General features: G+C 60.3%; 21 protein-coding genes and 3 pseudogenes. 9 read left to right on the forward strand and 15 right to left on the reverse strand.

Features of this window, described 5'->3' with window-relative positions:
* Positions 1-3 precede the first annotated feature (3 nt).
* The 8 genes and pseudogenes from QTA57_RS06115 to QTA57_RS06150 form a co-directional block, all read right to left on the reverse strand.
* The gene (locus QTA57_RS06115) at positions 4-717 is read right to left on the reverse strand and encodes a cytochrome c biogenesis CcdA family protein (RefSeq protein ID WP_290154125.1); all 714 of its coding nucleotides are present in this window, start codon (positions 715-717) and stop codon (positions 4-6) included.
* A gap of 57 nt (positions 718-774) precedes the next feature.
* Positions 775-1,644 (reverse strand): DMT family transporter, encoded by an 870-nt coding sequence (locus tag QTA57_RS06120; RefSeq protein ID WP_290154126.1) that lies wholly within the window; start codon positions 1,642-1,644, stop codon positions 775-777.
* Between the two features lie 81 nt (positions 1,645-1,725).
* Positions 1,726-2,450: pseudogene (locus tag QTA57_RS06125) on the reverse strand (SDR family oxidoreductase).
* 203 nt (positions 2,451-2,653) lie between these two features.
* Positions 2,654-2,944: an HU family DNA-binding protein gene (locus tag QTA57_RS06130; protein WP_145214352.1), complete on the reverse strand. Its 291-nt coding sequence runs from the start codon at positions 2,942-2,944 to the stop codon at positions 2,654-2,656.
* A gap of 132 nt (positions 2,945-3,076) precedes the next feature.
* Positions 3,077-4,561, reverse strand: coding sequence for an AMP nucleosidase (locus QTA57_RS06135; protein WP_290154127.1), 1,485 nt, complete (start codon positions 4,559-4,561; stop codon positions 3,077-3,079).
* Complete coding sequence (gene ade / locus QTA57_RS06140; protein WP_290154128.1) at positions 4,558-6,357, reverse strand: adenine deaminase; 1,800 nt, start codon at positions 6,355-6,357, stop codon at positions 4,558-4,560. Before ade ends, QTA57_RS06135 begins: the two co-directional genes overlap by 4 nt.
* A 56-nt stretch (positions 6,358-6,413) precedes the next feature.
* Positions 6,414-7,118, reverse strand: coding sequence for a sulfotransferase-like domain-containing protein (locus QTA57_RS06145; RefSeq protein WP_290154129.1), 705 nt, complete (start codon positions 7,116-7,118; stop codon positions 6,414-6,416).
* A gap of 120 nt (positions 7,119-7,238) precedes the next feature.
* Positions 7,239-8,149, reverse strand: a pseudogene (locus QTA57_RS06150) (D-amino acid aminotransferase).
* A gap of 106 nt (positions 8,150-8,255) precedes the next feature.
* On the opposite strand from QTA57_RS06150, the pseudogene msrA reads away from it, so the two are divergent.
* Positions 8,256-8,923, forward strand: a pseudogene (msrA, locus tag QTA57_RS06155) (peptide-methionine (S)-S-oxide reductase MsrA).
* On the opposite strand, the gene QTA57_RS06160 reads toward msrA, so the two are convergent.
* Positions 8,920-9,207: a YggT family protein gene (locus QTA57_RS06160; RefSeq protein ID WP_171560141.1), complete on the reverse strand. Its 288-nt coding sequence runs from the start codon at positions 9,205-9,207 to the stop codon at positions 8,920-8,922. The pseudogene msrA and the gene QTA57_RS06160 overlap by 4 nt on opposite strands.
* Positions 9,208-9,334: 127 nt before the next feature.
* Between QTA57_RS06160 and QTA57_RS06165 the strand changes: the two genes are divergently transcribed.
* The 4 genes from QTA57_RS06165 to QTA57_RS06180 all read left to right on the forward strand — a co-directional run bounded on the left by QTA57_RS06165 (position 9,335) and on the right by QTA57_RS06180 (position 13,064).
* The gene (locus QTA57_RS06165) at positions 9,335-9,865 is read left to right on the forward strand and encodes an acyl-CoA thioesterase (RefSeq protein WP_290154130.1); all 531 of its coding nucleotides are present in this window, start codon (positions 9,335-9,337) and stop codon (positions 9,863-9,865) included.
* 75 nt (positions 9,866-9,940) lie between these two features.
* Positions 9,941-11,290 (forward strand): MFS transporter, encoded by a 1,350-nt coding sequence (locus tag QTA57_RS06170; protein WP_290154131.1) that lies wholly within the window; start codon positions 9,941-9,943, stop codon positions 11,288-11,290.
* Positions 11,287-12,207 (forward strand): penicillin-insensitive murein endopeptidase, encoded by a 921-nt coding sequence (gene mepA / locus QTA57_RS06175; protein ID WP_290154132.1) that lies wholly within the window; start codon positions 11,287-11,289, stop codon positions 12,205-12,207. Before QTA57_RS06170 ends, mepA begins: the two co-directional genes overlap by 4 nt.
* A complete protein-coding gene (locus QTA57_RS06180) occupies positions 12,183-13,064 on the forward strand; it encodes an esterase-like activity of phytase family protein (RefSeq protein ID WP_290154133.1) in 882 nt (293 codons plus the stop codon). The genes mepA and QTA57_RS06180 overlap by 25 nt, the downstream gene beginning before the upstream one ends.
* A 2-nt stretch (positions 13,065-13,066) precedes the next feature.
* On the opposite strand, the gene QTA57_RS06185 is transcribed toward QTA57_RS06180, so the two are convergent.
* Positions 13,067-13,906: an LOG family protein gene (locus QTA57_RS06185; protein ID WP_171560148.1), complete on the reverse strand. Its 840-nt coding sequence runs from the start codon at positions 13,904-13,906 to the stop codon at positions 13,067-13,069.
* Between the two features lie 147 nt (positions 13,907-14,053).
* Between QTA57_RS06185 and dapD the strand changes: the two genes are divergently transcribed.
* Entirely contained in the window at positions 14,054-14,881 is an 828-nt protein-coding gene (gene dapD / locus QTA57_RS06190; protein ID WP_290154134.1) for a 2,3,4,5-tetrahydropyridine-2,6-dicarboxylate N-succinyltransferase, read from the forward strand.
* 126 nt (positions 14,882-15,007) lie between these two features.
* On the opposite strand, the gene QTA57_RS06195 is transcribed toward dapD, so the two are convergent.
* Both QTA57_RS06195 and QTA57_RS06200 read right to left on the reverse strand, forming a co-directional pair.
* Positions 15,008-15,757 carry a MipA/OmpV family protein gene (locus tag QTA57_RS06195; protein WP_290154135.1) on the reverse strand — a complete coding sequence of 250 codons (750 nt, stop codon included), beginning with the start codon at positions 15,755-15,757 and terminating at the stop codon, positions 15,008-15,010.
* Positions 15,758-15,868: 111 nt separating this feature from the next.
* A complete protein-coding gene (locus QTA57_RS06200) occupies positions 15,869-16,786 on the reverse strand; it encodes an MBL fold metallo-hydrolase (RefSeq protein WP_290154136.1) in 918 nt (305 codons plus the stop codon).
* 133 nt (positions 16,787-16,919) lie between these two features.
* Between QTA57_RS06200 and QTA57_RS06205 the strand changes: the two genes are divergently transcribed.
* Positions 16,920-17,171 carry a GlsB/YeaQ/YmgE family stress response membrane protein gene (locus QTA57_RS06205; RefSeq protein ID WP_171560156.1) on the forward strand — a complete coding sequence of 84 codons (252 nt, stop codon included), beginning with the start codon at positions 16,920-16,922 and terminating at the stop codon, positions 17,169-17,171.
* 347 nt (positions 17,172-17,518) lie between these two features.
* Complete coding sequence (locus tag QTA57_RS06210) at positions 17,519-17,857, forward strand: hypothetical protein (protein WP_290154137.1); 339 nt, start codon at positions 17,519-17,521, stop codon at positions 17,855-17,857.
* A gap of 124 nt (positions 17,858-17,981) precedes the next feature.
* On the opposite strand, the gene pncA is transcribed toward QTA57_RS06210, so the two are convergent.
* The gene (gene pncA, locus QTA57_RS06215) at positions 17,982-18,590 is read right to left on the reverse strand and encodes a bifunctional nicotinamidase/pyrazinamidase (protein ID WP_290154138.1); all 609 of its coding nucleotides are present in this window, start codon (positions 18,588-18,590) and stop codon (positions 17,982-17,984) included.
* A gap of 74 nt (positions 18,591-18,664) precedes the next feature.
* Between pncA and trhO the strand changes: the two genes are divergently transcribed.
* The gene (trhO, locus tag QTA57_RS06220; protein WP_290154139.1) at positions 18,665-19,576 is read left to right on the forward strand and encodes an oxygen-dependent tRNA uridine(34) hydroxylase TrhO; all 912 of its coding nucleotides are present in this window, start codon (positions 18,665-18,667) and stop codon (positions 19,574-19,576) included.
* A gap of 11 nt (positions 19,577-19,587) precedes the next feature.
* Here trhO and QTA57_RS06225 read toward each other — a convergent pair whose 3' ends face one another.
* Positions 19,588-20,952, reverse strand: a complete 1,365-nt coding sequence (locus tag QTA57_RS06225) for a sensor histidine kinase (RefSeq protein WP_290154140.1) — start codon at positions 20,950-20,952, stop codon at positions 19,588-19,590.
* Positions 20,953-21,305: 353 nt separating this feature from the next.
* Positions 21,306-23,723: a DNA topoisomerase (ATP-hydrolyzing) subunit B gene (gyrB, locus tag QTA57_RS06230; RefSeq protein WP_290154141.1), complete on the reverse strand. Its 2,418-nt coding sequence runs from the start codon at positions 23,721-23,723 to the stop codon at positions 21,306-21,308.
* Positions 23,724-23,745: the final 22 nt, after the last annotated feature.

Consider the following 23,745-nt stretch of genomic DNA (forward strand, 5'->3'; position numbering starts at 1 on the left):
CCTTCACAAAGCGACCGATAGGTCTTGCAGCCAAATCGGTAGAATATCCAAAAGCCAAGCCTCGGCCATGTAATGCCAGCGCATCAGGATCGCGACGCCGACAAAGAGAAACACCGCGCCCAGAACGGGTTTGGCACTGGTCGCGATACGGCGCATCAGCGCTTGGCGTCTTTGCAGGACCGAGCGGGCGCCATAGCCAAGTGCCACGATCACAGCCCCGATCCCGAAGGCAAAGGCCAGCATGATGACGCCAGCGCGAAGGAGGCTCTCGCCCTGGCTGGCCATAGAAATCGCCCCGCCAAGGGTCGGCCCGACGCAAGGCGACCAAACCGCGCCCAGTAACATGCCGCCCAGAAACTGACCTTGCCAGCCTTGGCGGTCGATCTGATCCATCCCGGCATCGGCGCGGGCGGAAAACCCGGCGGTGGCGGTCGCGAATCCCTCGGAAAAGCGCGGGACCAGCAGGACGAGGCCAAAGAGGATCATCATCACAGCACCAGCCCGCGCCACAGTCTCGACGGTCAACCCGATCAGATGACCAGCGGCCGTGACAGCAAGGCCCAGCCCAACAAAGGTCAGCCCCATACCTGCGGCCAAAGCCACAGGCCCCCAACGGCTGGCTTGCAGCGCGCTGGCCAGGACGATGGGCAAAACCGGCAAAACGCAAGGGTTGATCAGCGTCAGCAGGCCGGCGCCAAAGGCGAAGACAAACTCCATAAACCTGATCTGCGACAGGTGGTGGCGAAAGTCACCCAACCTTTGCGTGAGGCCGTGTTACGATCGCTGACGGGCCAATTGTACGGCTAGGATGCCGCCCGCGATGATCACCACGCCGATCACATCGGCCAGGGTCAACCGCTCGCTGAGCAAAAGCGCGGCGATGGCGACGCCGAAAAACGGGTTGAGAAAGTGGAAGGTCGCCGCGCGGGTCGGACCGATGCGGCCCACCAAGACGAACCAGATCCATGTCGCCAAAAGGCCAGGCACGAAGCTGGTGTAAAGGAACGCCGCGATCAATTGCCAGGACCAGGTGACGTCCCACGGTTCCAGCGCAACAGCGAAGGGCAAAAGGGCCAGGCCGCCAACCAGGATTTGCAGGGCCACGATCATCAACAGGTTCTTGCCATCCGAGGAGGCGCTGCGCACTGCCAGCGTTGCGACGGTCAGGGCCGCCGCGCCGATCAAGCAAAGGGCAATGCCAAGGCCATCGGCGCCGATTGTCAGCCGGTCGCCCATGATCAATGCCACGCCGCCGAACCCAGCCCCAAGGCCCAAGACGCCCATAATCGGCAGGCGTTCGCGGAACACGATCCAGTTGGCGGCGGCGACCATCAGCGGCATGGTTGAGGCGATAATCGCGGCGAGCGAGGCCTCGATCCACTGCATGGCAACGAAATTCAGCCCCAGATAGATGGCATTCTGGCAGACGCCAAAGATGAGCACGGCGCGCCACTGCCCGCGTGTGATCCGCCAGTTCTGCCCAAGCCAAAATGCGATTGCGACCCCGACCGCGCCGGAAAGCGCGTAGCGCAGCACAAGCGCGGTCAGGGGCGGGGCGGCCTCAACGATGATCCGCGCCGAGGTGAAGGCCGAAGACCAGATGATGGCAAAGCTCAGCCCAAGCAGGATCGCGCGTATGTCCATCTTATGATCTGTCTCGTGAAAAGGGCCGCCTGATGTGGCGACCCTTTCCGATTTGCCCCGGAGATGCAACGCGTCCCGAGATCAGAGGAGTTGGGTCGACACACCCCCATCGGCCAAGATGGGGGCGCCTGTAATGAACGAGGCGTCATCGGAGAGCAGAAAAGCGGCCGTTGCAGCGATTTCCTCCGGTTCGGCCAGACGTCTGAGGGGGTGTAGTCTTGCGACGACGGCATGACCGTCCGGGTCATCGCCCGCCATCGGCGTGCGCGTGCCACCTGGAAGAAGGGCGTTGATGCGGATGCCCTCGGGTCCGTGTTCCATGGCGAGCGTCTTGACCAACCCGATCAATCCGGCCTTCGAGGCGGCATAAGCGGCCATCCCCGGCATTCCGCCATTGCTGACCCCAACGAAGGAAGAGGTGAAAAGAATCGTGCCGCTCTGCGATTGCAAGGCCGGGATCTGGGCCCTGGCGGCGAAAAACGCGCTCGTCAGATTGGTGTTGAGAACCGTGTGCCACGTGGCCGTCGCCATCTTGGCAACCGGACCCATCTCGCCCATCAGGCCCGCGTTGTTAAATGCACCATCGAGCCCGCCAAATTCAGATTGCGCCAAGCTTACGAGGGCCTGAGCATAGCTTTCATCGGTCACATCGCCGGCCAGCGGGATGGCTTTGCCGCCGATTTTACAAATCTCATCGGCGATCTCTGACAGTTCTGGCGCGCGCCGCGCCCCAGGACGAGTCGCGCACCCTGACGAGCGAAGAGATGCGCGGCGGCTTTGCCGATCCCGCTGCTGGCACCAGTGATGAGGATGGTTTTGTTTTCGAGCTGCATGAAAGCCTCCTGAAGGGTGAATGATCAGGGGGCTATGGCAGCGCGCTTTGGGTGGCTCGACCCGGTTCTTGCGAGACTCATATACATGGTCGCACTAGGCGCAAGAAACGGAACATCGGGAATGAAAAAGGGCCGCCTCATCGGCGACCCTCCTTGATCTTTTCAAACGTCGGCGGTTAGCCGTTCACGCTGTCCTTCAGAGCCTTGGCAATGGTCACCTTGACCACTTTGTCGGCGTCTTTGTGGATCTGCTCGCCGGTGGCGGGGTTGCGCACCATACGTGCGGGCCGCTCGCGGCAATAGACTTTGCCAACACCGGGGATGGTGGCGGCACCGCCATTGGACACCTCTTTGGTGATCACATTGGCAATCGCGTCCAGCGCCGCGCCTGCGGCTTTCTTGTCGCTGCCCATCTCATCGGCCAGTGCGGCAACCAGTTGGGTCTTGGTCATGGGTTTCTGTGCCATGGTCTTATTCTCCTATACTGCCCGAACCCTAGGGCTCGTTGCGGCAAAACTACCCGAATATTGTAGGAACACACAACGCTTAGTGTACCGAATTCTGCAATTTCAGCCCGAAAAACGGGCTTTTTTGCCGATTCAGAGGAAGGCAGTCTCTTCAAATGACCGCAATTTGCGAGAATGCAAACGCTCCAGAGGCATCTCGCGGAGCTTCTCCATCGCCCGGATTCCGATCAAAAGATGCCGTGAAACTTGGGTTTTGTAGAAGGCGCTGGCCATCCCGGGCAGCTTCAACTCGCCATGAAGCGGCTTGTCAGAAACGCAAAGCAGCGTGCCGTAGGGCACACGGAATCGGAACCCATTCGCCGCAATCGTGGCGCTTTCCATATCGAGCGCGATGGCGCGCGATTGGCTCAAGCGCTGCACCGGGCCGCTATGGTCGCGCAGCTCCCAATTGCGATTGTCGATGGTGGCAACCGTGCCGGTCCGCATGATCCGCTTCAGGTCATAGCCCTCCACATCACTCACATCCGCCACCGCGTCTTCAAGCGCGATTTGCACCTCGGCCAGCGCCGGAATCGGCACCCAAACCGGCAGATCGTCATCAAGCACGTGATCCTCGCGCAGATAGGCATGAGCGAGGACGAAATCGCCCAGACTCTGCGAGTTTCTCAGCCCCGCGCAATGGCCGACCATCAGCCAGACATGCGGGCGCAGAACGGCGATATGATCGGTCGCAGTTTTGGCGTTCGACGGGCCAACGCCGATGTTAACCAAAGTGATGCCGCCGCCGCCCTCGCGCGTCAGGTGATAGGTTGGCATTTGCGGCAGTTTCAGCGGCGTATTCAGCGGCTGTTCCGGGTCGGTGATCACATCATTTCCGGGGCCAACCAGGGCCGTGTAGCCGCTCTTGGGGTCCCGGAGCGCGGCGCGGCCGAAGGCGACGAACTCTTCGACATAGAACTGGTAGTTGGTGAAGAGCACATGGTTCTGAAAATGCTCGGGGGCGGTGGCCGTGTAATGCGCCAGACGCGCCAGGGAGTAGTCGATCCGCTGTGCCGTGAAGGGCGCCAACGCGCCGGAGCCATCTTCGTTGTGATAGCCAAACCCGTTGACGATCTCATCATTGGTGGTGCCCAGATCGGGCACGTCGAACACATCGCGCAGCGGGAATGCCAATGCGCCATCCTGCGGCACCTGCATTTCGGCATCGCCAAGAACTGCAAAATGCACGGGGATCGGCGTGATCGACGGGCCGATTGTCACCGGCACTTGATGGTTTTCGAGCAACAAAGCGATCTGCTGCGTGAGGTAGTTTTCGAACAGATCGGGGCGGGTGACCGTGGTGGCGTAGGTCCCGGGTTCCGACACGTGGCCAAAGGACAGGCGGCTGTCGATCTGGCCAAAACTGGTCGTTGTGATCCGGATCTCGGGGTAGAAGGCGCGGAAGCGTTTGTCGGGCATCTCGCCCAGGATCACTTCGGCGAAATGCTTGCTGAGAAATCCGGTTGCGCCCTCATAGAGCTCTTGCAGATAGGCAACGGCCTCGGCCGCATCGGTGAAGCTTTTCGCGCCCGCATCGGCGGGGGTATCCACCGGAAGATGCAGTGTCGGGGCGGTCATAGGCTATCCTTTTCAAATAATTCGGTGAGCTCAAACCGGGTGACATCCACCAGGCCGAGATCGGAAATACGCAGTTCCGGGATCACAGGGAGCGCCAGCAGCGAATGCTGCATATAGGCATTGTTGAGCGTACAGCCACAGGCGGCCATCGCCTCGACCATGTTTTGCGCTTTATCGGCCACACGGGACGCAAAGTCATCACTCATCAGACCTGCGATGGGCAGTTCCACAAGCGCCAGTTCCTCGCCATCTTTGAAGACGCTGACCCCGCCGCCGATCTCTGCCAGCCGCATCACAGCCTTCGCCATGTTCTCCCGGTCTGTGCCGACGACAATCATATGGTGGCTGTCATGGGCGACCGTGGAGGCAATCGCCATCTGGCCTTTGTAATCGAAGCCGGAAACGAAGCCATTGACCACGCCGCCGGTGCCTTTGTGCCGCTCAACCAGGGCAATCTGGCAGACCGGGCCTTGGCCTTCGACGATCCCGTCACGTACCGTCAAATCAGCGGTGAGCGCTTGGGTCGGGGCTTGGTTCTCCACCACGCCAATGACCTTAGCTTTCACCTGATTGGCCCCGTCGGGTGCGGCGATCTCGAAGTCCGCGGCAGTGATCTCTTTGCCAAGGTGGACCGAGGCGCGGGTGTCGGCGGGCCAGTCCAGATGCGGGCAATCGACGAGGCAGGTGCCGTTTTCCGCAACCTTCTGACCACGGGCGTAAACCGTCTCAATCGGCAGGTTGCGCAGATCGGAAGTCACGATCATATCGGCCCGCCGACCTGGCGCGATGGAGCCCAATTCGCGCTCGAGCCCGAAGTGGGTCGCGGTGTTGATCGTGGCCATTTGCAGCGCGATCAGCGGGTCACAGCCGCATTCGATTGCGTGGCGCAAGACCCGGTTCATATGGCCCTCATTGACCAATGTGCCGGAATGGCAATCGTCGGTACAGAGAATGAAATTGCGTGGGTCGAGCCCACGTTCTGTGACCGCAGTGATCTGTTTTTCCACGTCATACCAGGCCGAGCCAAGCCGCAGCATCGCCCGCATCCCTTGGCGCACGCGCGCAATCGCGTCGTCTTCGGCCACGCCTTCGTGATCATCCGCCGGGCCACCGGCTGCATAGGCGTGGAAATCGGGCCCGAGATCGGGGGAGGCATAATGCCCGCCGATCACCTTGCCGGTCCGCGCGGTCGCCGCCATTTCGGCCAGCAACATGTCGTCACCCGCAACCACGCCCGGGAAGTTCATCATCTCGCCCAACCCGATGATGCCGGGCCAAGTCATCGCCTCCGCCACATCTTCGGGGCCGATCTCGAAACCGGTGGTCTCCAAACCAGGTGCAGAGGGGGCGCAGGACGGCATTTGCGTATAGATATTCACCGGCTGCAGCATCGCTTCGTCATGCATCAGCTTCACACCGCGCAGGCCAAACACATTCGCGATTTCATGCGGGTCGGTGAACATGGTTGTGGTGCCATGCGGGATGACGGCGCGGGCGAACTCCGCCGGTGTCAACATGCCCGACTCAATATGCATGTGTCCGTCGCAAAGACCGGGGATCAGATATTGCCCTTGGAGATCAACGACCTGCGTGTCAGGTCCGATGGTGTGTTCCGCATCAGGGCCGACATAAGCGAAGCGGCCACAGGCCACGGCCACATCCCAGCCATCGAGCACTTCGCGGCTTTGCACATTCACCAGGCGGGCGTTTCTCAACACCAAATCTGCGGGTTTTCGACCGGCGGCGACGGCGATCAGATCAGCGGCGCAGTCGGCCCAAGTCTTCAGCATTTCCATGGCGCAGTTTCCCACCCTAACTGGCGGGCTTCAAGCGACATTTCCATGACGGTAGCTCAGACGGTCAGAGCCTCGGCGCGCATCCGCTCGTAATGCGGTAAGGCGGCAACCAGAAGCGGCTTATGGGCCTCGGCCGTCACCGGCAATGGCCCTTCGGCCCCGGCAAACCCGGTGCTGTCATGAACCGCCGCATACCAGTGTTTCGCCCAAACCCCGTCACTTGGATGACCGCCCTTGGGCCAGTGCAGCATGTCGTTGGTAAAGGGCAGCCCAATGGTCTCACAGAGCGCTTCCAGAACCGCGCTGGGAGCCTTTCGAATCTCATCGCTATCGATGATCACGCCGCCAAGCTTTTGATAAAGCGCGGTTTGTTGCCGAAAGCCGATGTCTTCGAGTGTCACGGTCTCGCGCTTGGCCGCATAGCTCGCGATCACACGCGAGGGATGCCGGATCAGGTGAATGTTGACACAACCCGCCGCCCAATCGAGCGGGAATCCGGGCAGCATATGATGCGGCATATGCTTCATATAGAAATGCGTCTTGCCGTCGGGGATCGCCCCTGCGCAGCGCGCCGCGACCTTGGCTGGATCGGCCTCATGGGCGGCGATGATTTCGGCGGCCAAAGGGTGAGCGGAACCGCTTTTGCGGAGATAGGCGGCGTAGAAGGGCTCATCCCAAACCGCGCAGTCGCCGCGAGCGGCGAAGGCATACATCATGGCGGTGGAAAGGTTGCGTGGGCCAGACCACATAGCGATTTTCATGATATGGACTCCGTATGGAACCGGTATGGAAATGATACATACGCAGACGGGCGTGCCGCCTGCTTCTCTGCTTCACAAATATCCTGGGGGAGGCCGCAGGCCGGGGGCAAAGCCCCTTCGTCATCCAACCACATCACGCGCCACCAGGTCTTTGTAGAGCCCGCGAATCCGCTTGGTCATCTCCCCCATCTGACCATCACCGATCCTCCGACCATCGATCTCGCCCACGGGTGTCTGCGCGCCAAACGTGCCGGTCAAAAAAGCTTCTTCGGCGCCATAGGTCTCGACCAGCGAGAAGTTCTTCTCAAACACCGGAATGCCATCGGCGCGGCAAACATCGATCACCTTCTGCCGGGTGATGCCGTTCATGCAATAATCACCGGTGGAGGTCCAAACCTCGCCTTTCCGCACAATGAAGAAGTTGCACGCATTGGTGGTGTTCACAAAACATGCACATCCAGCATCAGCGCCTCATCCGCCCCGGCTTTCTCCGCCGCGATGCAGGCGAGGATGCAGTTCAGCTTGGAATGCGAGTTCAGCTTCGGGTCCTGCGTCATCGGAAGCCCGCGTAGATGCGGCACAGTGGCCAGCCGGATCGGGCGCGGCAAGGACGGGCGCGAATGCTCCATGATGATCACAACCGTCGGGCCCGTTACCGACAGAGCCGGGTGTTGAAACGGGCGCTGCTTGACGCCGCGCGTGACCATCAGCCGGGCATGCGCATCCGTTTCCATCCCATTCGCGGCGCGGGTGTCTTCCAACGCGGCGGCGAGCGCGGCGGCATCCATGCCGATATCCAGATCGATGGCTTTCGCGGCCTCGAACAAACGGTCGAGATGCTCGTCCAGGAAAGCCCAGGTTCCGTCATAGAGCCGCAAGCCCTCCCAAACCCCATCGCCGAGCATGAAGCCGCTGTCATAGACGCTGACCAAGGCTTCGGCCCGCGGTTTCAACGCTCCATTCACCCAAATCAGGATGGCGTCATTGCGCGCATCTTCTTCTGCCTGATGGGTCGTCACTGCATCATCCATGGGCCTCACCTCCTGTTCACCGCCGCGTGACCTCACACCCATGTGCGTTGTATTTCAATGCCCTTGCATCACAAAAATGGATCACGTGCAGAAGGAGACCAATCCCATGTCCCGACTTCCGATCCGCCACACGATGAAAACCGTGCTGTTGAGCTTTGCAATCTTGGCCGGCGTCGCGCTGCAACATGGCAAAGCCCATGCCCGCGACATTCAGACCACCGTTGTTGCAGGCGGCTGTTTCTGGTGCGTGGAATCGGATTTCGAGAGTGTGCCGGGCGTGATCGAGGTCGTCTCGGGATTCGCGGGCGGCACGGTGGCCAATCCGACCTATCGGCAGGTGGTACGCGGCGGCACCGGGCATCTGGAGGTGGTCGAGATTACCTATGATGCTGATCGGCTGCCATATGACCAGCTTTTCACATGTTCCTCCGCTCGGTCGACCCGCTGGATGCGGGCGGGCAGTTCTGCGACCGGGGGCATAGCTATACCACCGGTATTTTTGTCGAAAATGCACAGGAACGCGTCATCGCCGAAGCGGCAATTGCCCAAGCAAGCGCGGATTTGGGGCGGGCTGTGGTGACGCCGGTGCTGGATGCAGCGCCGTTCTATGCGGCCGAGGCGTATCACCAGGATTATTATCGTAGCGAGGATCTGATCGTGACGCGGTTTGGCCCGCGCCGAAAATCAGTGGCCTATGAACTCTACCGCCAATCCTGCGGTCGCGATGAGCGGGTGCAGGAAGTTTGGGGCAGCGCCGCCGCCTTCACCCATTAGAGAAACAGCGCGACATTGTTCCGCAAGATGATCTCAAGCGCATAAAGCCCGAGGATCACGATCAGCGGTGCCAGATCGAGCCCGCCCATTTGTGGCAACATCCGCCGGATCGGGGCATAGACAGGCTCCAGCAATCGGTTCAGCCCGTCCCAGATTTGCGCAACGATCGGTTGGCGCATATTCAGCACGCCGAAATTGATCAGCCAGCTCATGATGATGTGGATGATGACGATGAAGAACGCCACGTCGATCAGCAGCATCAGGATTTGAAAGAGCGAGGTCATGGGGCGTGGCCTTTTTGCCTTTGATTTCAGCTAGGGCACAGACCTAAGCTTGAAGCTTCGCCACTGCAAGCCATGTGACGCGACGCCTCGCTTGACGCTGACGCGCGTCCGGGCCATCTGCGCCGTCATGACACCGATCCTCCGCACCGCCGCCGAATTGTTACGCGCTCGCCGCGCCGCGCCATTGCCTTTGTTGGGCCTGCACAAGACGCCGATGCGCTGCTGGCCCGGGGATATCGACCTGTTTCTGGAACTGAACAACGGGCGCACCTTATCGCTTTTTGACATTGGCCGGTTCGGGTTGGCCGCCCGGATGGGATTGATCCGGGTGTTGCGCGAAAAGCGCTGGGGATTGGTCGTCGCCGGGGCGTCGGTTCGGTATCGGGCCCGTATCCGACCGTTTCAGAAGTTTGAAATTCGGAGCCGGGCGCTCGCCTGGGACAAACGGTTTATCTATATTGAGCAGTCGATGTGGCGGGGCGAGACCTGCTGCAACCATATCCTGCTGCGCACGGCAGTGACCGAGCATAGCAGTATTATACCGACAGATCAGGTGTTGGACGCGCTGGGTGAGACCGCGTCATCGCCCGATATGCCCGATTGGGCGCAAGCCTGGATCGACGCCGATGCGACGCGGCCTTGGCCGCCAAAGATGTAGGCGCGCCCGCCATTTTCATTGCCAAATCGCCCCAAGCGACCGATGCTGCGCGCAATTTTGGCCAAGGGGACGTGTATGGCGGACACCGTACTGCGCAAGCGGATTTGGGGCTGGTGGGCGTTTGATTGGGCCAGTCAGCCCTATAACACACTGCTCCTGACCTTCATTTTCGGGCCTTATATCAATGATTTGTTGGGGGACGGCACTCAGGCGCAGACCGCCTGGGGCTATGGCATTGGGGCGGCTGGCATTCTGATCGCGCTGCTCGCGCCGATCCTGGGCGCGATTGCCGATCGGGCCGGGCATAAGATGCCGTTTATCTGGCTGTTTTCAGGGATGTATGTGCTCGGCTCGGCGGGGCTGTGGCTGGCGGCGCCGGATGATTTCAATCTGGTCTTCACTCTCTGCTTTTTCGCCATTGGCCTGATCGGGATGGAGTTTGCGACGATTTTCACCAATTCGCTGATGCCCTCACTGGGGCCGCGCCAGGATCTTGGGCGGATCTCGGGCACCGGTTGGGCGATTGGGTATCTGGGCGGGTTCCTCGCCTTGGTAATTATGTTGTTGCTCTTGGCGGAGAATGCCGAGACGGGCAAAACCCTGATCGGGATTGATCCGATCTTCGGGCTTGATGCAGCGGCCCGTGAGGGCACACGCGCTGTCGGTCCGTTGACCGCGATCTGGTTTGCGGTCTTCATGATCCCGTTCTTTCTTTGGGTGCGGGAGCCGCGGATGCCGGACGCCGTCCCGATGGGTCACGCGGTGCGCACGGCCTTGCCGGAACTGATGCGGCATCTGAAAGCGCTGCCACAGGAGCGGAGCCTCTTCGCCTATCTCGGCTCGTCGATGTTCTATCGCGACGGGCTGAACGGGATGTATGTTTTTGGCGGCATCTATGCGGCGGGCGTTTTGGGCTGGTCGGTTGTTGATGTGGGAATCTTCGGCATCTTGGCGGTACTCACAGGCGCGCTGTTTGCCTGGCTCGGCGGCAAGGCCGATAGCCGATTTGGGCCGAAGCCAGTGATCACGGCGAACGTGTTGGTTCTGACGCTGGTCGGGATCGGGATCGTGTTCATCTCGCGCGAGAGCGTGTTTGGCATCCCGACCGGGCCCGAGTCTGCATTGCCCGATATCGCGTTCTATATCTTCGGCGCGATGATCGGGGCTGCCGGTGGCGCGTTGCAATCGGCAAGCCGGACAATGCTGGTCCGCCAAGCGCATTCGGATCGGATCACCGAGGGCTTTGGGCTTTATGCGCTGGCGGGCAAGGCGACGTCCTTCATCGCACCTTTGTTGATCGGGGTGACGACGCAGATTACCGGCAGTCAGCAAATGGGGATCACGCCGCTCATTGGGCTGTTCCTGATCGGGCTCATTCTGCTACTCTGGGTCAATCCGAATGGCCGCGAGGAGTCCCGTGCATGACCCTGACCCGTTCAACCCTAGCCGCGCTCGGCCTTGTATTCTTGGCCGCGTGCAACAGCGCCGCGCCGGATCGGGCCGCGACTGGGCCGGCTTTGCCGCCCTTGGATGTCACCCAATCCCGGCAAGAAGCGCGGCAGCTTTTCGGTGCGGAGGATCAGGGCTCGACCGGAACACCAGAGGCCTATGGCGGCTATGCGCGCGGCTGCGTCGCGGGGGCGGAGCAATTGGCCGAGACCGGCCCGACATGGCAGGCGATGCGGCTTTCCCGGAACCGGAATTGGGCGCTGCCGGTCACGTTGGATTATGTCCGCGATCTCAGCCGTGAGGTGGCGCGCACGACCTCTTGGAACGGGATCTATGTGGGCGATATGAGCCAGCCGAGGGGTGGCCCCATGCTGACCGGGCATCGGAGCCATCAATCGGGGCTGGATATCGACATCTGGATGCGGCCCGCGACCAACCTGAACCTTAGTTTGACCGAGCGCGAAAATCTGTCGTCGATCTCGACGCGGCGGGCCAATGGCGCCTATGTCAATGACGCTTGGACAGCGGATCATTGGCGCGTGATGCGCGCCGCCGCGTCGGACCCGCGTGTCGCGCGGATTTTCGTATTCCCGGGTGCCAAGGTGTGGATGTGTGATAATGAGACCGGCGACCGGAGCTATCTGCGCAATATCCGGCCCTGGTGGGGGCATCACTATCATTTCCACGTGCGGCTATCCTGCCCGGCGGGCATGGCGGGCTGCGAAGATCAGGCCGCACCGCCGCCTGGCGATGGGTGCGCCGAGGCGCGCGAATGGGTGCAAAATATCCTGAACCCGCCGCCGCCGGACCCGAACGCGCCGCCGCCTCAGCCGCGCCGGGAACTGACCCTGGGCGATTTGCCCCGGCAATGCGCCGCGCTTCTGTCGCCCTGATCCGTTTCATCTTCCTCTGTCTCGCGCTGGTTGGGTCTCCGGCCAGTGCCGAGAGGCTGAGCGCCCTGACCTGGCGGGATGACGCGCCGGAGTTGGGCGGCTTGTCAGGATTGGAAATCTCGGAGGATGGCAGCCAGCTTTGGGTGCTTTCGGATCGTGGGTTTTTGATCACCGCGGATGTTCTGCGCCTCGGCGGCGCGATCTCGCGGCTCCAGATTACGGATGTCGTGCCGCTGCTGGATACGCAAGGTCAGCGCGCGGGGAGACGGGCGGCGCGCGACAGCGAGGGGTTGGTCCGCACGGCCGATGGCCGGATCGTCATCTCTTATGAGGGTCGTCACCGCATTTCGGAACATGGTGCTGATGGTGTTGAACTTGACCGGTTCCCTGCGCCGCTAGAGACATCACGGCTTGCGGACAATGGCTCTTTCGAAGGGCTTGCACAAGGACCAGACGGGACCTTCTACACCTTGACGGAAGATGGGGAGGATGGACCCGCGCCGCTTTACCGCTTGCGGGCGGAGGGGTGGGATTTGTCCTGGCAGTTCCCGCGCAGCGACGGTTTTGCGCCGGTCGGCTTGGATATGGATGATCGCGGACGGCTTTACGTCTTGGAACGCCGGTTTAATGGTCTGAGTGGCTTCACAACCCGGCTCAGGCGGTTCGAGATTGGCGACAGCGGGCTGCAGGCGGCGCAGACCTTGCTGGAGTTTGGCACCAGCGCCCGGGTGAATTTCGAGGGCCTGGGTCTATGGCGGGATGCGGCGGGCGGATTGGTCGCGACCTTGGTCTCCGACGACAATTTCCGGGCGCTGTTTCGCACCCGGATTGAGGAATATCGGCTCTCTGAGGATTAGGCTCAGCGCCCCGGAATTTCACCCCGTTTGCCGGTGAGACGCCAGCCGTCGATCACCGCCATCGCCTCTTCGGCGGTTTCGACAAAGCGGAACAGGTCGAGATCATCGCGGGCGATGGTGCCGGCCTCTGCCAGCGCGTCCCAATTCACCACCTCGCGCCAGAAGCTCTCGCCAAAGAGGATCACTGGCACCTGTTCCATCCGTCCGGTCTGGATCAGAGTCAGGCTTTCGAACAGCTCATCCAGCGTGCCGAAGCCGCCGGGGAAGACCGCGACGGCCTTGGCACGGATCAGGAAATGCATCTTGCGAATGCCGAAGTAGTGGAAATTGAAGCATAACTCGGGGGTGATATAGGCGTTGGGCACCTGCTCATGCGGCAGCACGATGTTGAGCCCGATGGAGCAGCCGCCAGCCTCGGATGCGCCGCGATTGCCGGCCTCCATTACGCCAGGGCCGCCGCCGGTGACCACCACATCATGGGTGCAGCCGGTCGCGACCGAGCGTTCGGTCACCAAACGCGCGAATTTCTGCGCCTCTTCGTAGTATCGGCTCATGTCTTGCAGCGCGGCGGAGCGGGCGGCTTGCCCCGGTGCGGGAATACGCGCGCCGCCGAACATCACCACGGTGGATTCGATGCCGCGTTCATCCATCTCGAGCTGCGGCTTCAGAAGCTCCAATTGCAGGCGCACGGGGCGCAACTCGTCGCGGCAGAGAAAATCCGGATCGGCGAAGGCGAGGCGATAGGCGGGGGAGCGGGCCTGCGGGCTGTCGGCCACGATCTGGCTCGACTCGATGTCTTGATGGGCGTCGCGAAATGGCCCTTGGCGCTGGTCGTCTTTCATCTGGGTTCAATGTCCTTTTGGCGCAATCTTTTGATCAACCCTAGCGACCTGTGGCGGGCGGTGCCAATGGAATGCCTGTGATCGGATTGCGAAACCGGCCCGCCTTGCCTATAGGCGAGGGCCAATACGGACCCTCGGAGGACGCCCATGTCGAACGCTCAACTTGAAACCGCCATCGAGGCCGCTTGGGAAAGCCGCGATCAGATTACGCCCGCGACCACAGGCGAGACCCGCGAGGCGATTGAAGATACGCTGAACGCGCTGGATGACGGCGGCTTGCGTGTGGCGGAGCGGCAGGCGGATGGCACGTGGCATGTGAACCAATGGGCCAAGAAGGCGGTTCTGTTGGGCTTCCGCCTGAAAGACATGGAGATGCAGGGCGGCTCGGCCCAAGGCGGCGCGTGGTGGGATAAGGTCGACAGCAAGTGGAAAGACTGGGGCGAGAACCAGTGGCAGGCGGCAGGGTTCCGCGCGGTGCCGAATTGCGTGGTTCGGAAATCCGCCTTTATCGCGCCCGGTGTGGTGCTGATGCCGTCTTTCGTGAACCTGGGCGCTTATGTCGACGAGGGCACGATGGTTGATACCTGGGCCACGGTTGGGTCCTGCGCGCAGATCGGCAAGAATGTGCACCTGTCGGGCGGCGTTGGCATTGGCGGCGTGTTGGAGCCGATGCAGGCGGGGCCGACAATCATCGAAGACAACTGCTTTATCGGCGCGCGCTCTGAGGTGGTCGAGGGCTGCATCGTCCGCGAGGGCTCGGTTCTAGGCATGGGCGTGTTCATCGGCCAATCGACCAAGATTGTGGACCGGGAGACGGGCGAGGTCATGTATGGCGAAGTGCCATCCGGCTCGGTTGTGGTCGCAGGCTCGATGCCGTCGAAGAACGGCGTGAACCTCTATTGCGCGGTGATCGTGAAACGGGTGGATGAGAAGACCCGTGCGAAGACCTCGATCAACGAGTTGTTGCGCGACTGACGGGACGGGCCGCGCGGCCTAAAGTTGAGGCCGCCAGCGATGGCGGCCTTCATCATTTCAGAGCTTGCGGCATCTGTCGTGCCTCGTCGCACGCTGCGCAGCGCGAGAGGATCTCGCGCGCGGGGATCAGAACGCGAAGCGGAGACCGAGTTGCACGCCGACCGATGCGCTGTCGTCGATAATCGGGCTGTCCGTGATCGCATCTTGTAGAAATTCAGCCCGCACCGCGCCGAAGAGCGAGGTGCTGTCAGACAGTGGGAAAGCCGCCGAGGCCCCGATATAGGGCACGACCGTCGAACCCGGCGCATAAGCGGGCCGACCGGCCTGGGCCTCTCCGGGCAGGACGCCATACATGTATTCGGACAACTCTTCGCTCCGCCAGGTTGCGCCCGCGAAGACTTGCATCGGCAGACGGCCCGCAATGAGGCTTTGCGTGATCTGCAGATCCGCTTCTTGGCCGTCATGCTCCCCTGTCACTTCTTGCAGCAATGTGGCGCGAACCTCCGTTTGGGGCGCCAATGACCAAGTGTAGCGCAGGCCGATATCGGCGGTAATATCGCGATCGATCCCTTGAAGGGCGCTCGAGTCGGGATCGGACAAGGCGGTGAAGCGCGGCGTAAGGACCGCCTCCAACTGTCCGTTGGGCTGGTTCAACACGGTCACGAAAACGCCGTTGGTGCCGACAGAAAACCCATTTCCCTGGTAAGAGAGAAATGGCACCGCACCCAACTCATCATCTTCGCCGACATAGGGTGAGCTTGAGATGCCAGCGGCCAAACCCGCGCTAAACCCCTGCGGCCCGTCTTGCGCATGGGCGGCTACAGCTACGAAGGTAAAAACAGCGACCGTCGCGACGCGATACACCAAAGCGGACAAGGCAATCTCCAATCAAGTCTGTAATACGAGAGTTAGATTTCGAGATAGCCCTAACGCATGGAGACTCAAGAGAGAATCCGTCTTTCGGCCAATTTGGGAGGCATAGGCGACCTATTGCCGACGGATCAGGCGATAGCCGTCTTTGTCCTGATCGACATATCCAATTCCGGGCCAATTCCAATGATATCCGGCCATGGCATGGCCCCTCCGCGTTGCGAGGTCGAGCAGCCTGCGGCGTGATCGGATCGCGGTGTCTGGATCCATGTCGAATCCAAAGGCCCAATCGGGTTTCGCGAAGCTGACAATGTCGTGCACCAGGGCGTCACCGGTGACGATCAGGCCATCGCCGTCGTTGAGCAAGATCGAGATATGCCCCGGCGTGTGGCCCGGCGTTTCAAGCACCGTGACGCCCGGCGCGATCTCATCCCCGTCCCGAACGGTTTGCAACCGGTCGCCGATGGCGCGCAGCACGGATTGTGCGCCATCGACAGCGGGGCGAGCGATCTGCGACAGACGGTCGGCAAGGTCCGGCGCGCCCCAAAAGTCGCGCTCCGTGCGACCGACACTGTAGATCGCATTGGGAAAGACGAGCCCGCCCGCCGGATCGAGCGTGCCCCAGACATGATCGGGATGCAGGTGGGTGAGCACCACTTTCGTGATGGCGTTTGGATCCATCTGCAAAAGCTGCATGTGCTTGCGCAACCGCCCCGTGCCGCTTTGCCATCCCGGGCCCGCACCGGTATCGATCAGGATCAGGTCATCGGATGTTCGGATCAGCGTGTGGCTCATCTCGCCCGCCGCAAGCTCCGGCGCGGCGCGCAACCCGCACAACGTTGCAAGGGCATCCTGCGGCGCGGCGGGGGCGAGGGCGCGAAAGGGAAGGGACATCGACCCATCGCTCAGCAAGCTCACCGTGCAATTGCCGAACTGTGCCTGGTGGAGGTCTGGCCCCCGGATCGGGTCTGGCGGCGGTAGGGTGGGGAGCGAGGCTGCCGCGCGGGCGATGCTGAATTTTTCTTGTTCAGCCATGGTGCTGGCGCCTCCGAGCGGATCGTTTGAGCAGAGCCTAGCCGATAGCAGAGCCTATGTCAGAGCCTTCTTCGGTTGCCGCCGTGATGCTGCGTGATAAGCTTTTGAGCGATAGCTTGAGGAGGTTCTGAGTATGCAAGGATTGGGATGGATTTCGGCCATCATCGTTGGCGGATTGGCCGGATGGGTGGCCAGTTCGATCATGAAGGCCAGGACCGGTCTTTTGATGAATGTAATCTTGGGAATCGTCGGTGCGATTCTGGCGAACTTCCTGCTGGGGCTGGTTGGAATCACCGCTTCGGCGACATTGATCAGCCAGGGAATTGTCGGGTTGATCGGCGCTTGCATCTTGATCTGGGCGGCGCGGGCCATTCGGCGCCGCTGACGCGATGCCAAAATAATGCGACGGAGTCTTCGATTTGCCGCGTGTGACGTTGCGACACCGGCAGAGTGAGGATTGAAGCGATGATACGGGCAGTCTTGTTGATCTTGGCGATCAGCTTGGGGATTTTTGCTCAAAAGGCCGATGCCTCTGAGACCCAAATGCAAGGGGCGCGAGGCGGAGATCCGCTTTGCATATGGTCCGACAGCGGCTCAACCTGATCTCGCCGCTGCGCTGAGGGCGCAGGTCTTATGCGAGCGACAGGCCAAAACCCGTCTCTGCCCGGCGGCCGGTTTGCTACCCCGGCATCTGGCTTGACTTGTTTCGCCCCTCGGCGCACCACGCGGGCCATGAGCGATGAAAAGAAACCAAAGCGCCGCCAGCAGGTCTTTACCCTGCTTGTCGAGGTCGGTCGGAAAGACGGCGACGGATTGCCCGAAAACGCGACAGGGGCGGCGTTGCTTTGCTATGCCTCCGGCGTTGATGAGGCCGAGGCGGTGCGTGAAACCGTGGCGATCCTGAAACAGGCGGAATTGGCGCCGCTGGATGTGACCGGCTATGGTACGCCTGAAGAACGGGCCGCCCAAGGGCATGAGATCGAGGCGGAGGAACGTGAGCTGATGGCGCGCGCCTTGGCGGAGAACGCCGTGATTGTCGCACAGATGACGCCGTTTTTTAGCGAGGATTGATCCTGAGCGGCTGTCTGGACGGTCTTTTCCGATGGGTGTGATGGATTCTTCCAAGCCGTCGGATTACTGCGTGACTGTCTTCGAAGAGCATCCCCAAGCTGTCTTGGTTCTCGGCTCGTTCGATCTAGCCCTGGACCGTCACGCCAGCATCCTTCATCCCATCAATCGCTGCGGCCAAAGAGCCGTCTAGGTCAATCGCCCGACACAAGTCTTGTCGGACTGTCACGCCAAACCCCAATTTCGCGGCGTCGATGGCGGAGTAATTGACGCAAAAATCTGTCGCCAGACCGACCAATGTGAGCTGTGTGATGCCGAGGGATTGGAGAGCCCCATCGAGCCCTGTTGCCGTTTGGTGGTCATTTTCGAAGAAGGCCGAGTAGCTGTCGATTTCCTGTCGGAAGCCCTTTCGGATGATGAGTTGCGCCGGGGTCGTGCGAAGATCGGGATGGAACGCGGCGCCTGTTGAGCATTGGATGCAATGATCCGGCCATAGGACTTGTGGACCATAGGGGAAGTCGACGACAGAATAGGGCTCTTGGCCATCATGTTCGCTGGCGAAGCTGGAGTGACCGGCGGGGTGCCAATCTTGCGTCAGGATCACGGCCTGGAACTCATCCATGAGGGCGTTGATCCCGGGGACGATCTCATTTCCGCCAGGGACGGCCAGGGCGCCGCCGGGACAGAAGTCATTCTGGACGTCGATAACGATCAGGGCATGGGTTGCATCGCGCATATGGGCCTCCGCTTTGCTTGCGTGCGGCCAGCCTACCCGTTGAACCGGAGGACACAACGGCGTATCTGCCCCGCATGTTTACGGTTGCTGCACTCTATCATTTCACAAAAGTTGACGATCCGGCGGCGTTTCGCGGCCCTCTGCTTGCGCTTTGCGAGGCTGGCGGGGTCAAAGGCTCCCTGCTTCTGGCGCATGAGGGGATCAACGGCACGATTGCGGGGCCTCGGGAGGGGATCGACGCGGTGTTGGCGCATATCCGCGGCTTGCCGGGCTTCGACCGGTTGGAGTGGAAGGAGAGCCACGCGGCCGAGATGCCCTTTGGGCGGCTCAAGGTGCGTCTGAAGCGCGAGATCGTGACGATGGGACAGCCGGATGTGGACCCAACCTGCGCGGTGGGCCGCTATGTAGAGCCGGCCGATTGGAACGCGCTGATCAGTGCGCCGGATGTGGCGGTGATCGATACGCGGAACGATTACGAAATCGCCATCGGGACGTTCGAAGGCGCGGTCGACCCGGGTACGGAAACCTTCCGCGATTTCCCGGCTTGGTGGGCCAAGAATGCGGATCGGTTCCATAACAAAAGGATCGCGATGTTCTGCACCGGGGGAATCCGCTGCGAGAAATCAACGGGATATCTGATGTCTCAAGGGATTGATGAGGTCTATCACCTGAAAGGCGGCATCCTGAAATATCTCGAAGAGGTTCCCGAGGCTGATAGCATGTGGCGCGGCGAATGCTTTGTGTTCGACGAGCGGGTTTCGGTTGGGCACGGATTGGTTGAAGGGCCGCATGTTCTATGCCGCGCGTGTCGGCGGGCATTGGAGCCGTCTGACTTGCGCCGTGAGGAATATGAAGAAGGGGTGTCGTGCCACCAGTGTTTGACGGAGCATAGCGAAGCAGATCGGGCCCGGTTCCGGGAGCGGCAGAAGCAGATTGCGCTGGCTAAGAAACGTGGGGAACGTCATCTGGGGCGTGTCGACCCATGACGATCATCCATTCAAGACGCCGAGGCGACCCTTAGGTCTGTCTCCGGCGGCTTCGACGAATTGTCGGCTGCTTCGAGATCGGGGCGGGCGACAGCGGGTAACTCGAAGAAGAAAGTTGTTCCAACGCCTTCTTCACTCGTGAAATCTATCTTCCCACCATGTCCCGCGATGATTGCGCTGGAAACGCTCATACCCAAACCGGACCCCTCATAGCTTCGCTCGTCTGATGAGTCGATTTGGCTGAATTGTTCGAAGATGAGTTCAGATTTGTCAGCTGGAATGCCGATGCCGTCGTCTGAGATAGAAAGACGAACGATCCCATCCACCTGCTCGAAACGGAGGCGGACGGACCCGTCTTTGTGGGAGAATTTGACGGCATTTGAAAGGATATTGGTCACGACCTGTTCGAGTCGTTCGGGGTCTGCATTGACCCAATACTCTTGATCGCCGGCGGGTTGCTCGATCTGCACGCCAAGACCTTCAGCATAAGAGGTCATGCGATCAACGACGCCGGTCGTGAGACTTTTAAGCTCAAGGTCCTGAAAATCATACGTGAGGCGACCGGCTTCAGACTCTTGGAACGTGAGAATCCCTTCGATCAGTTCCGACAGGCGCGCACTGTTGCGGTTGGCAATCGTCAGCAGAGGCGCTGCCTTTTCGGGAAGATCCCCGGCAACGCCCGATTCCAGCAGTTGCAATGATCCCTTGATGGAAGTCAGTGGCGTGCGCAGCTCGTGGCTGATCGTGGAGATAAACTCCGTCTTTGCTTTGTATGCGGCTTTCGATTTCTCGTGCTCTTTCTCGATCTGTCGGACATGCCGCAGATTGGTGACATACCCGACCAGAAAGCTCCTGGCGCATTCGATCACGAAGGACAGCACAAAAAGCACCGTAAAGAACTGTAGCCACAGTTCCGACCGGAGCGGTGCGCCGGAAACAATCAGGTCATAGATGGGGATGAAGAGAATCGCTGCCATATAGATCGACAGGCGCAACGCGAGAACGGGTAAGAACTGGTTGTTATTGATAGCCGCGAAGACAGACGCCGAAAAAAGCAGGAAGAGCGGCATGAAATGCGAGACTTGCCCCTGCTGGAGCGCAACAGATATGCAGAATAAAGAGATCACCGACGCACTGACGACGGTTCCGAGATAGATGTACCGCAGGTGGCTTTTTATCGCTTTGTCATTCCATATCTGCGGCCTGCGTATCAGGAAAAAGACCCGCAAATCAAAGAGTTCACTGAGCCAGATCGCGGCATAGAAGATTAGCGCGGTCGTGGTGTCATAATAATAGGCAGCAAGGGCAATACCGGATCCAAAGATCACAACCCTTTGCATAAACAGGCGTTGCCCCACTCGCGCATAGTCGCGCATCCGACTGCGGAGAGATTGGGTGTCCGTCGGACCTAGGAAGGTGTTGGTTAAGTCTTTTAACGCATTCTGCAAGAGACAGACTTTCGTCACTACTCGATTGTTTCCAATTATACAGGAAACATGCCCAATTTATGGGTTTGTTGCGATAGATGAGGAATTGCCGTGATCAAGCTATGGCATCAATATGTCATATCTTTGTTCGGCGGCACACTAAAAACTACAAAAACCCGAGATGCGAGGCATCTCAGGCGGTCTTGATTGCAACGACGGCTTTTCCAGCGACGTGGAAATTCCGCCATTGCAGACTTATGTTAAGTGGGTGCTGAGGTGACGCCCGTCAAGCCGGGCTGTTCCTAAAAATCCAAATTCTCGACGCTCAGAGCATTTTGCTGAATAAACTCCCGGCGGGGTTCCACCACATCTCCCATAAGTTTGGTGAAGATGTCATCCGCGTCGGCCAGGTCATCGATTTTAACCTGGAGGAGTGTGCGGGCCTCATGGTCCAGGGTGGTCTCCCAAAGTTGGTCGGGGTTCATCTCTCCCAATCCCTTGTAGCGCTGCAGCGTGAGCCCCTTGGCACCTTCTTCCAGAATCGCGTCAAGCAACTCGCTTGGCCCGTGGATGAGCACGTCACGGTCTTTGCGAGACAAATGCGAGGGATCACGATAGACCTCTCGGCTATCGACCGAGACGGATGACAGCTTGCGGGCTTCCCCGGATCGCAGAACGGCACCATCAAGCGTGCGGATTTCTTCGACACCGCGCAAGACGCGGCTGAGCCGGATTCCATGGTCTTGGGTGATCCGGCCTTGCCAGCCGCGCTCGTATTCCACGGCCACCAGATCAAGCCGTTGTGCCACATCATCAGCGACGCGTTGCAGATCGGCGTCGGCGCGGCCCGGATCAAAAGCGCCAGCGATCGCGGCCTGTTCCAGGATATGGCGCGGATAATGGGTTGGGAAGGCATCTAGGATGCGTTTGAAATTGCGGGCAGCATCGACAACGCGGGCCAAGTCCGCTCCGGCGATTTCCTCGTTGGATTGGAGCCGCAGAACCGCCCCTTCGATGCCCTGTTGAATCAAGTAATCATCCAGCGCGCCTTGGTCTTTCAGGTAAACCTCGGATTTGCCGCGCGCGACTTTGTAAAGCGGCGGCTGGGCGATGTAGAGATACCCGCCCTCGATGATCTCTGGCATTTGCCGGAAGAAGAAGGTGAGCAGCAGGGTGCGGATATGCGCGCCGTCGACATCGGCGTCGGTCATGATGATGATCTTGTGGTAGCGCAGCTTCTCGATATCGAACTCGTCGCGCCCGATGCCGGTGCCAAGCGCGGTGATCAATGTGCCGATCTCTTGGCTCGACAGCATCCGGTCAAACCGCGCCCGCTCCACATTGAGGATCTTACCCCGAAGCGGCAGTACGGCCTGATTGTGCCGCGAGCGGCCTTGTTTGGCGGAGCCGCCGGCGCTGTCGCCCTCGACCAGAAAGAGCTCGGATTTGGCCGGATCCTTTTCCTGACAATCGGCAAGTTTGCCCGGCAAGCTGGCCACATCCATTGCGGTTTTGCGGCGGGTCAGTTCGCGGGCTTTGCGCGCTGCTTCTCGGGCCAATGCGGCCTCAATGATCTTGCTGACGATGGTTTTGGCTTCGTTCGGATGCTCTTCGAACCATTCCTGAAGCTTCTCATTCATCAAGCCCTCGACCGCCGGGCGAACCTCGGACGAGACCAGCTTGTCTTTGGTCTGGCTGGAGAACTTCGGGTCAGGCACCTTGACGGAGAGCACGCAGGTGAGGCCTTCGCGAGCGTCATCCCCGGTGAAATTCACCTTCTCTTTCTTCGCGATCCCTGAGGAGTTCGCATAGAGATTGATCGTCCGGGTCAGCGCGCCACGGAACCCTGCCAAATGGGTGCCGCCATCGCGCTGCGGGATGTTGTTGGTAAAGGGCAGAACCGTCTCGTGGTAGCTGTCATTCCACCACATCGCGACCTCGATCCCGATGCCATCGCGCTCACCGGTGATGAAGATCGGCTCTTCCATGGCGGAGGTCTTGGACCGGTCGAGATAGCGGACGAATTCGCGGACGCCACCTTCGTAAAACAGCTCGGATTTCAGCGCTTCGGCAGGGCGTTCATCTTCCAAGATGATGCGGACACCGGAGTTGAGGAAGGCCAACTCACGCAGGCGGTTTTCGAGTGTCTTGAAGCTGTAATCGAGGTTGGAGAATGTGGCGGTCGAGGCCATAAACCGGACTTCGGTTCCGGTGCGATCCCCTGCATCACCCACCACTTCGAGATGTTTGACCGTATCGCCATGTTCGAACCGGGCGATATGCTCTTTGCCATCGCGCCAGATGCGCAGTTCCAGCCAATCGGAAAGCGCATTCACCACGGAAACGCCCACGCCATGCAGGCCGCCCGAGACTTTGTAGGAGTTCTGGTCAAACTTCCCACCGGCGTGAAGCTGGGTCATGATGACCTCAGCGGCGGAGACGCCTTCTTCCTCGTGAATCCCCACGGGAATGCCGCGCCCGTTGTCATGCACAGACACACTGGAATCGACATGAATTTTGACGGTGACGGCGTCTGCGTGGCCTGCCAGGGCCTCGTCGATCCCGTTATCGACGACCTCATAGACCATGTGGTGCAGGCCCGAGCCGTCATCGGTATCACCGATATACATGCCGGGGCGTTTGCGGACTGCTTCTAAGCCTTTGAGAACTTTGATGGAATCTGCGCCATAATCTTCAGGCGCGGGGGCATTTTCGGCCATGCGGACCTCTGTTGTTCTTATG

Origin of the sequence: Fontisubflavum oceani (assembly GCF_030407165.1) — a bacterium.
GTDB classification, from domain to species: domain Bacteria; phylum Pseudomonadota; class Alphaproteobacteria; order Rhodobacterales; family Rhodobacteraceae; genus Rhodophyticola; species Rhodophyticola oceani.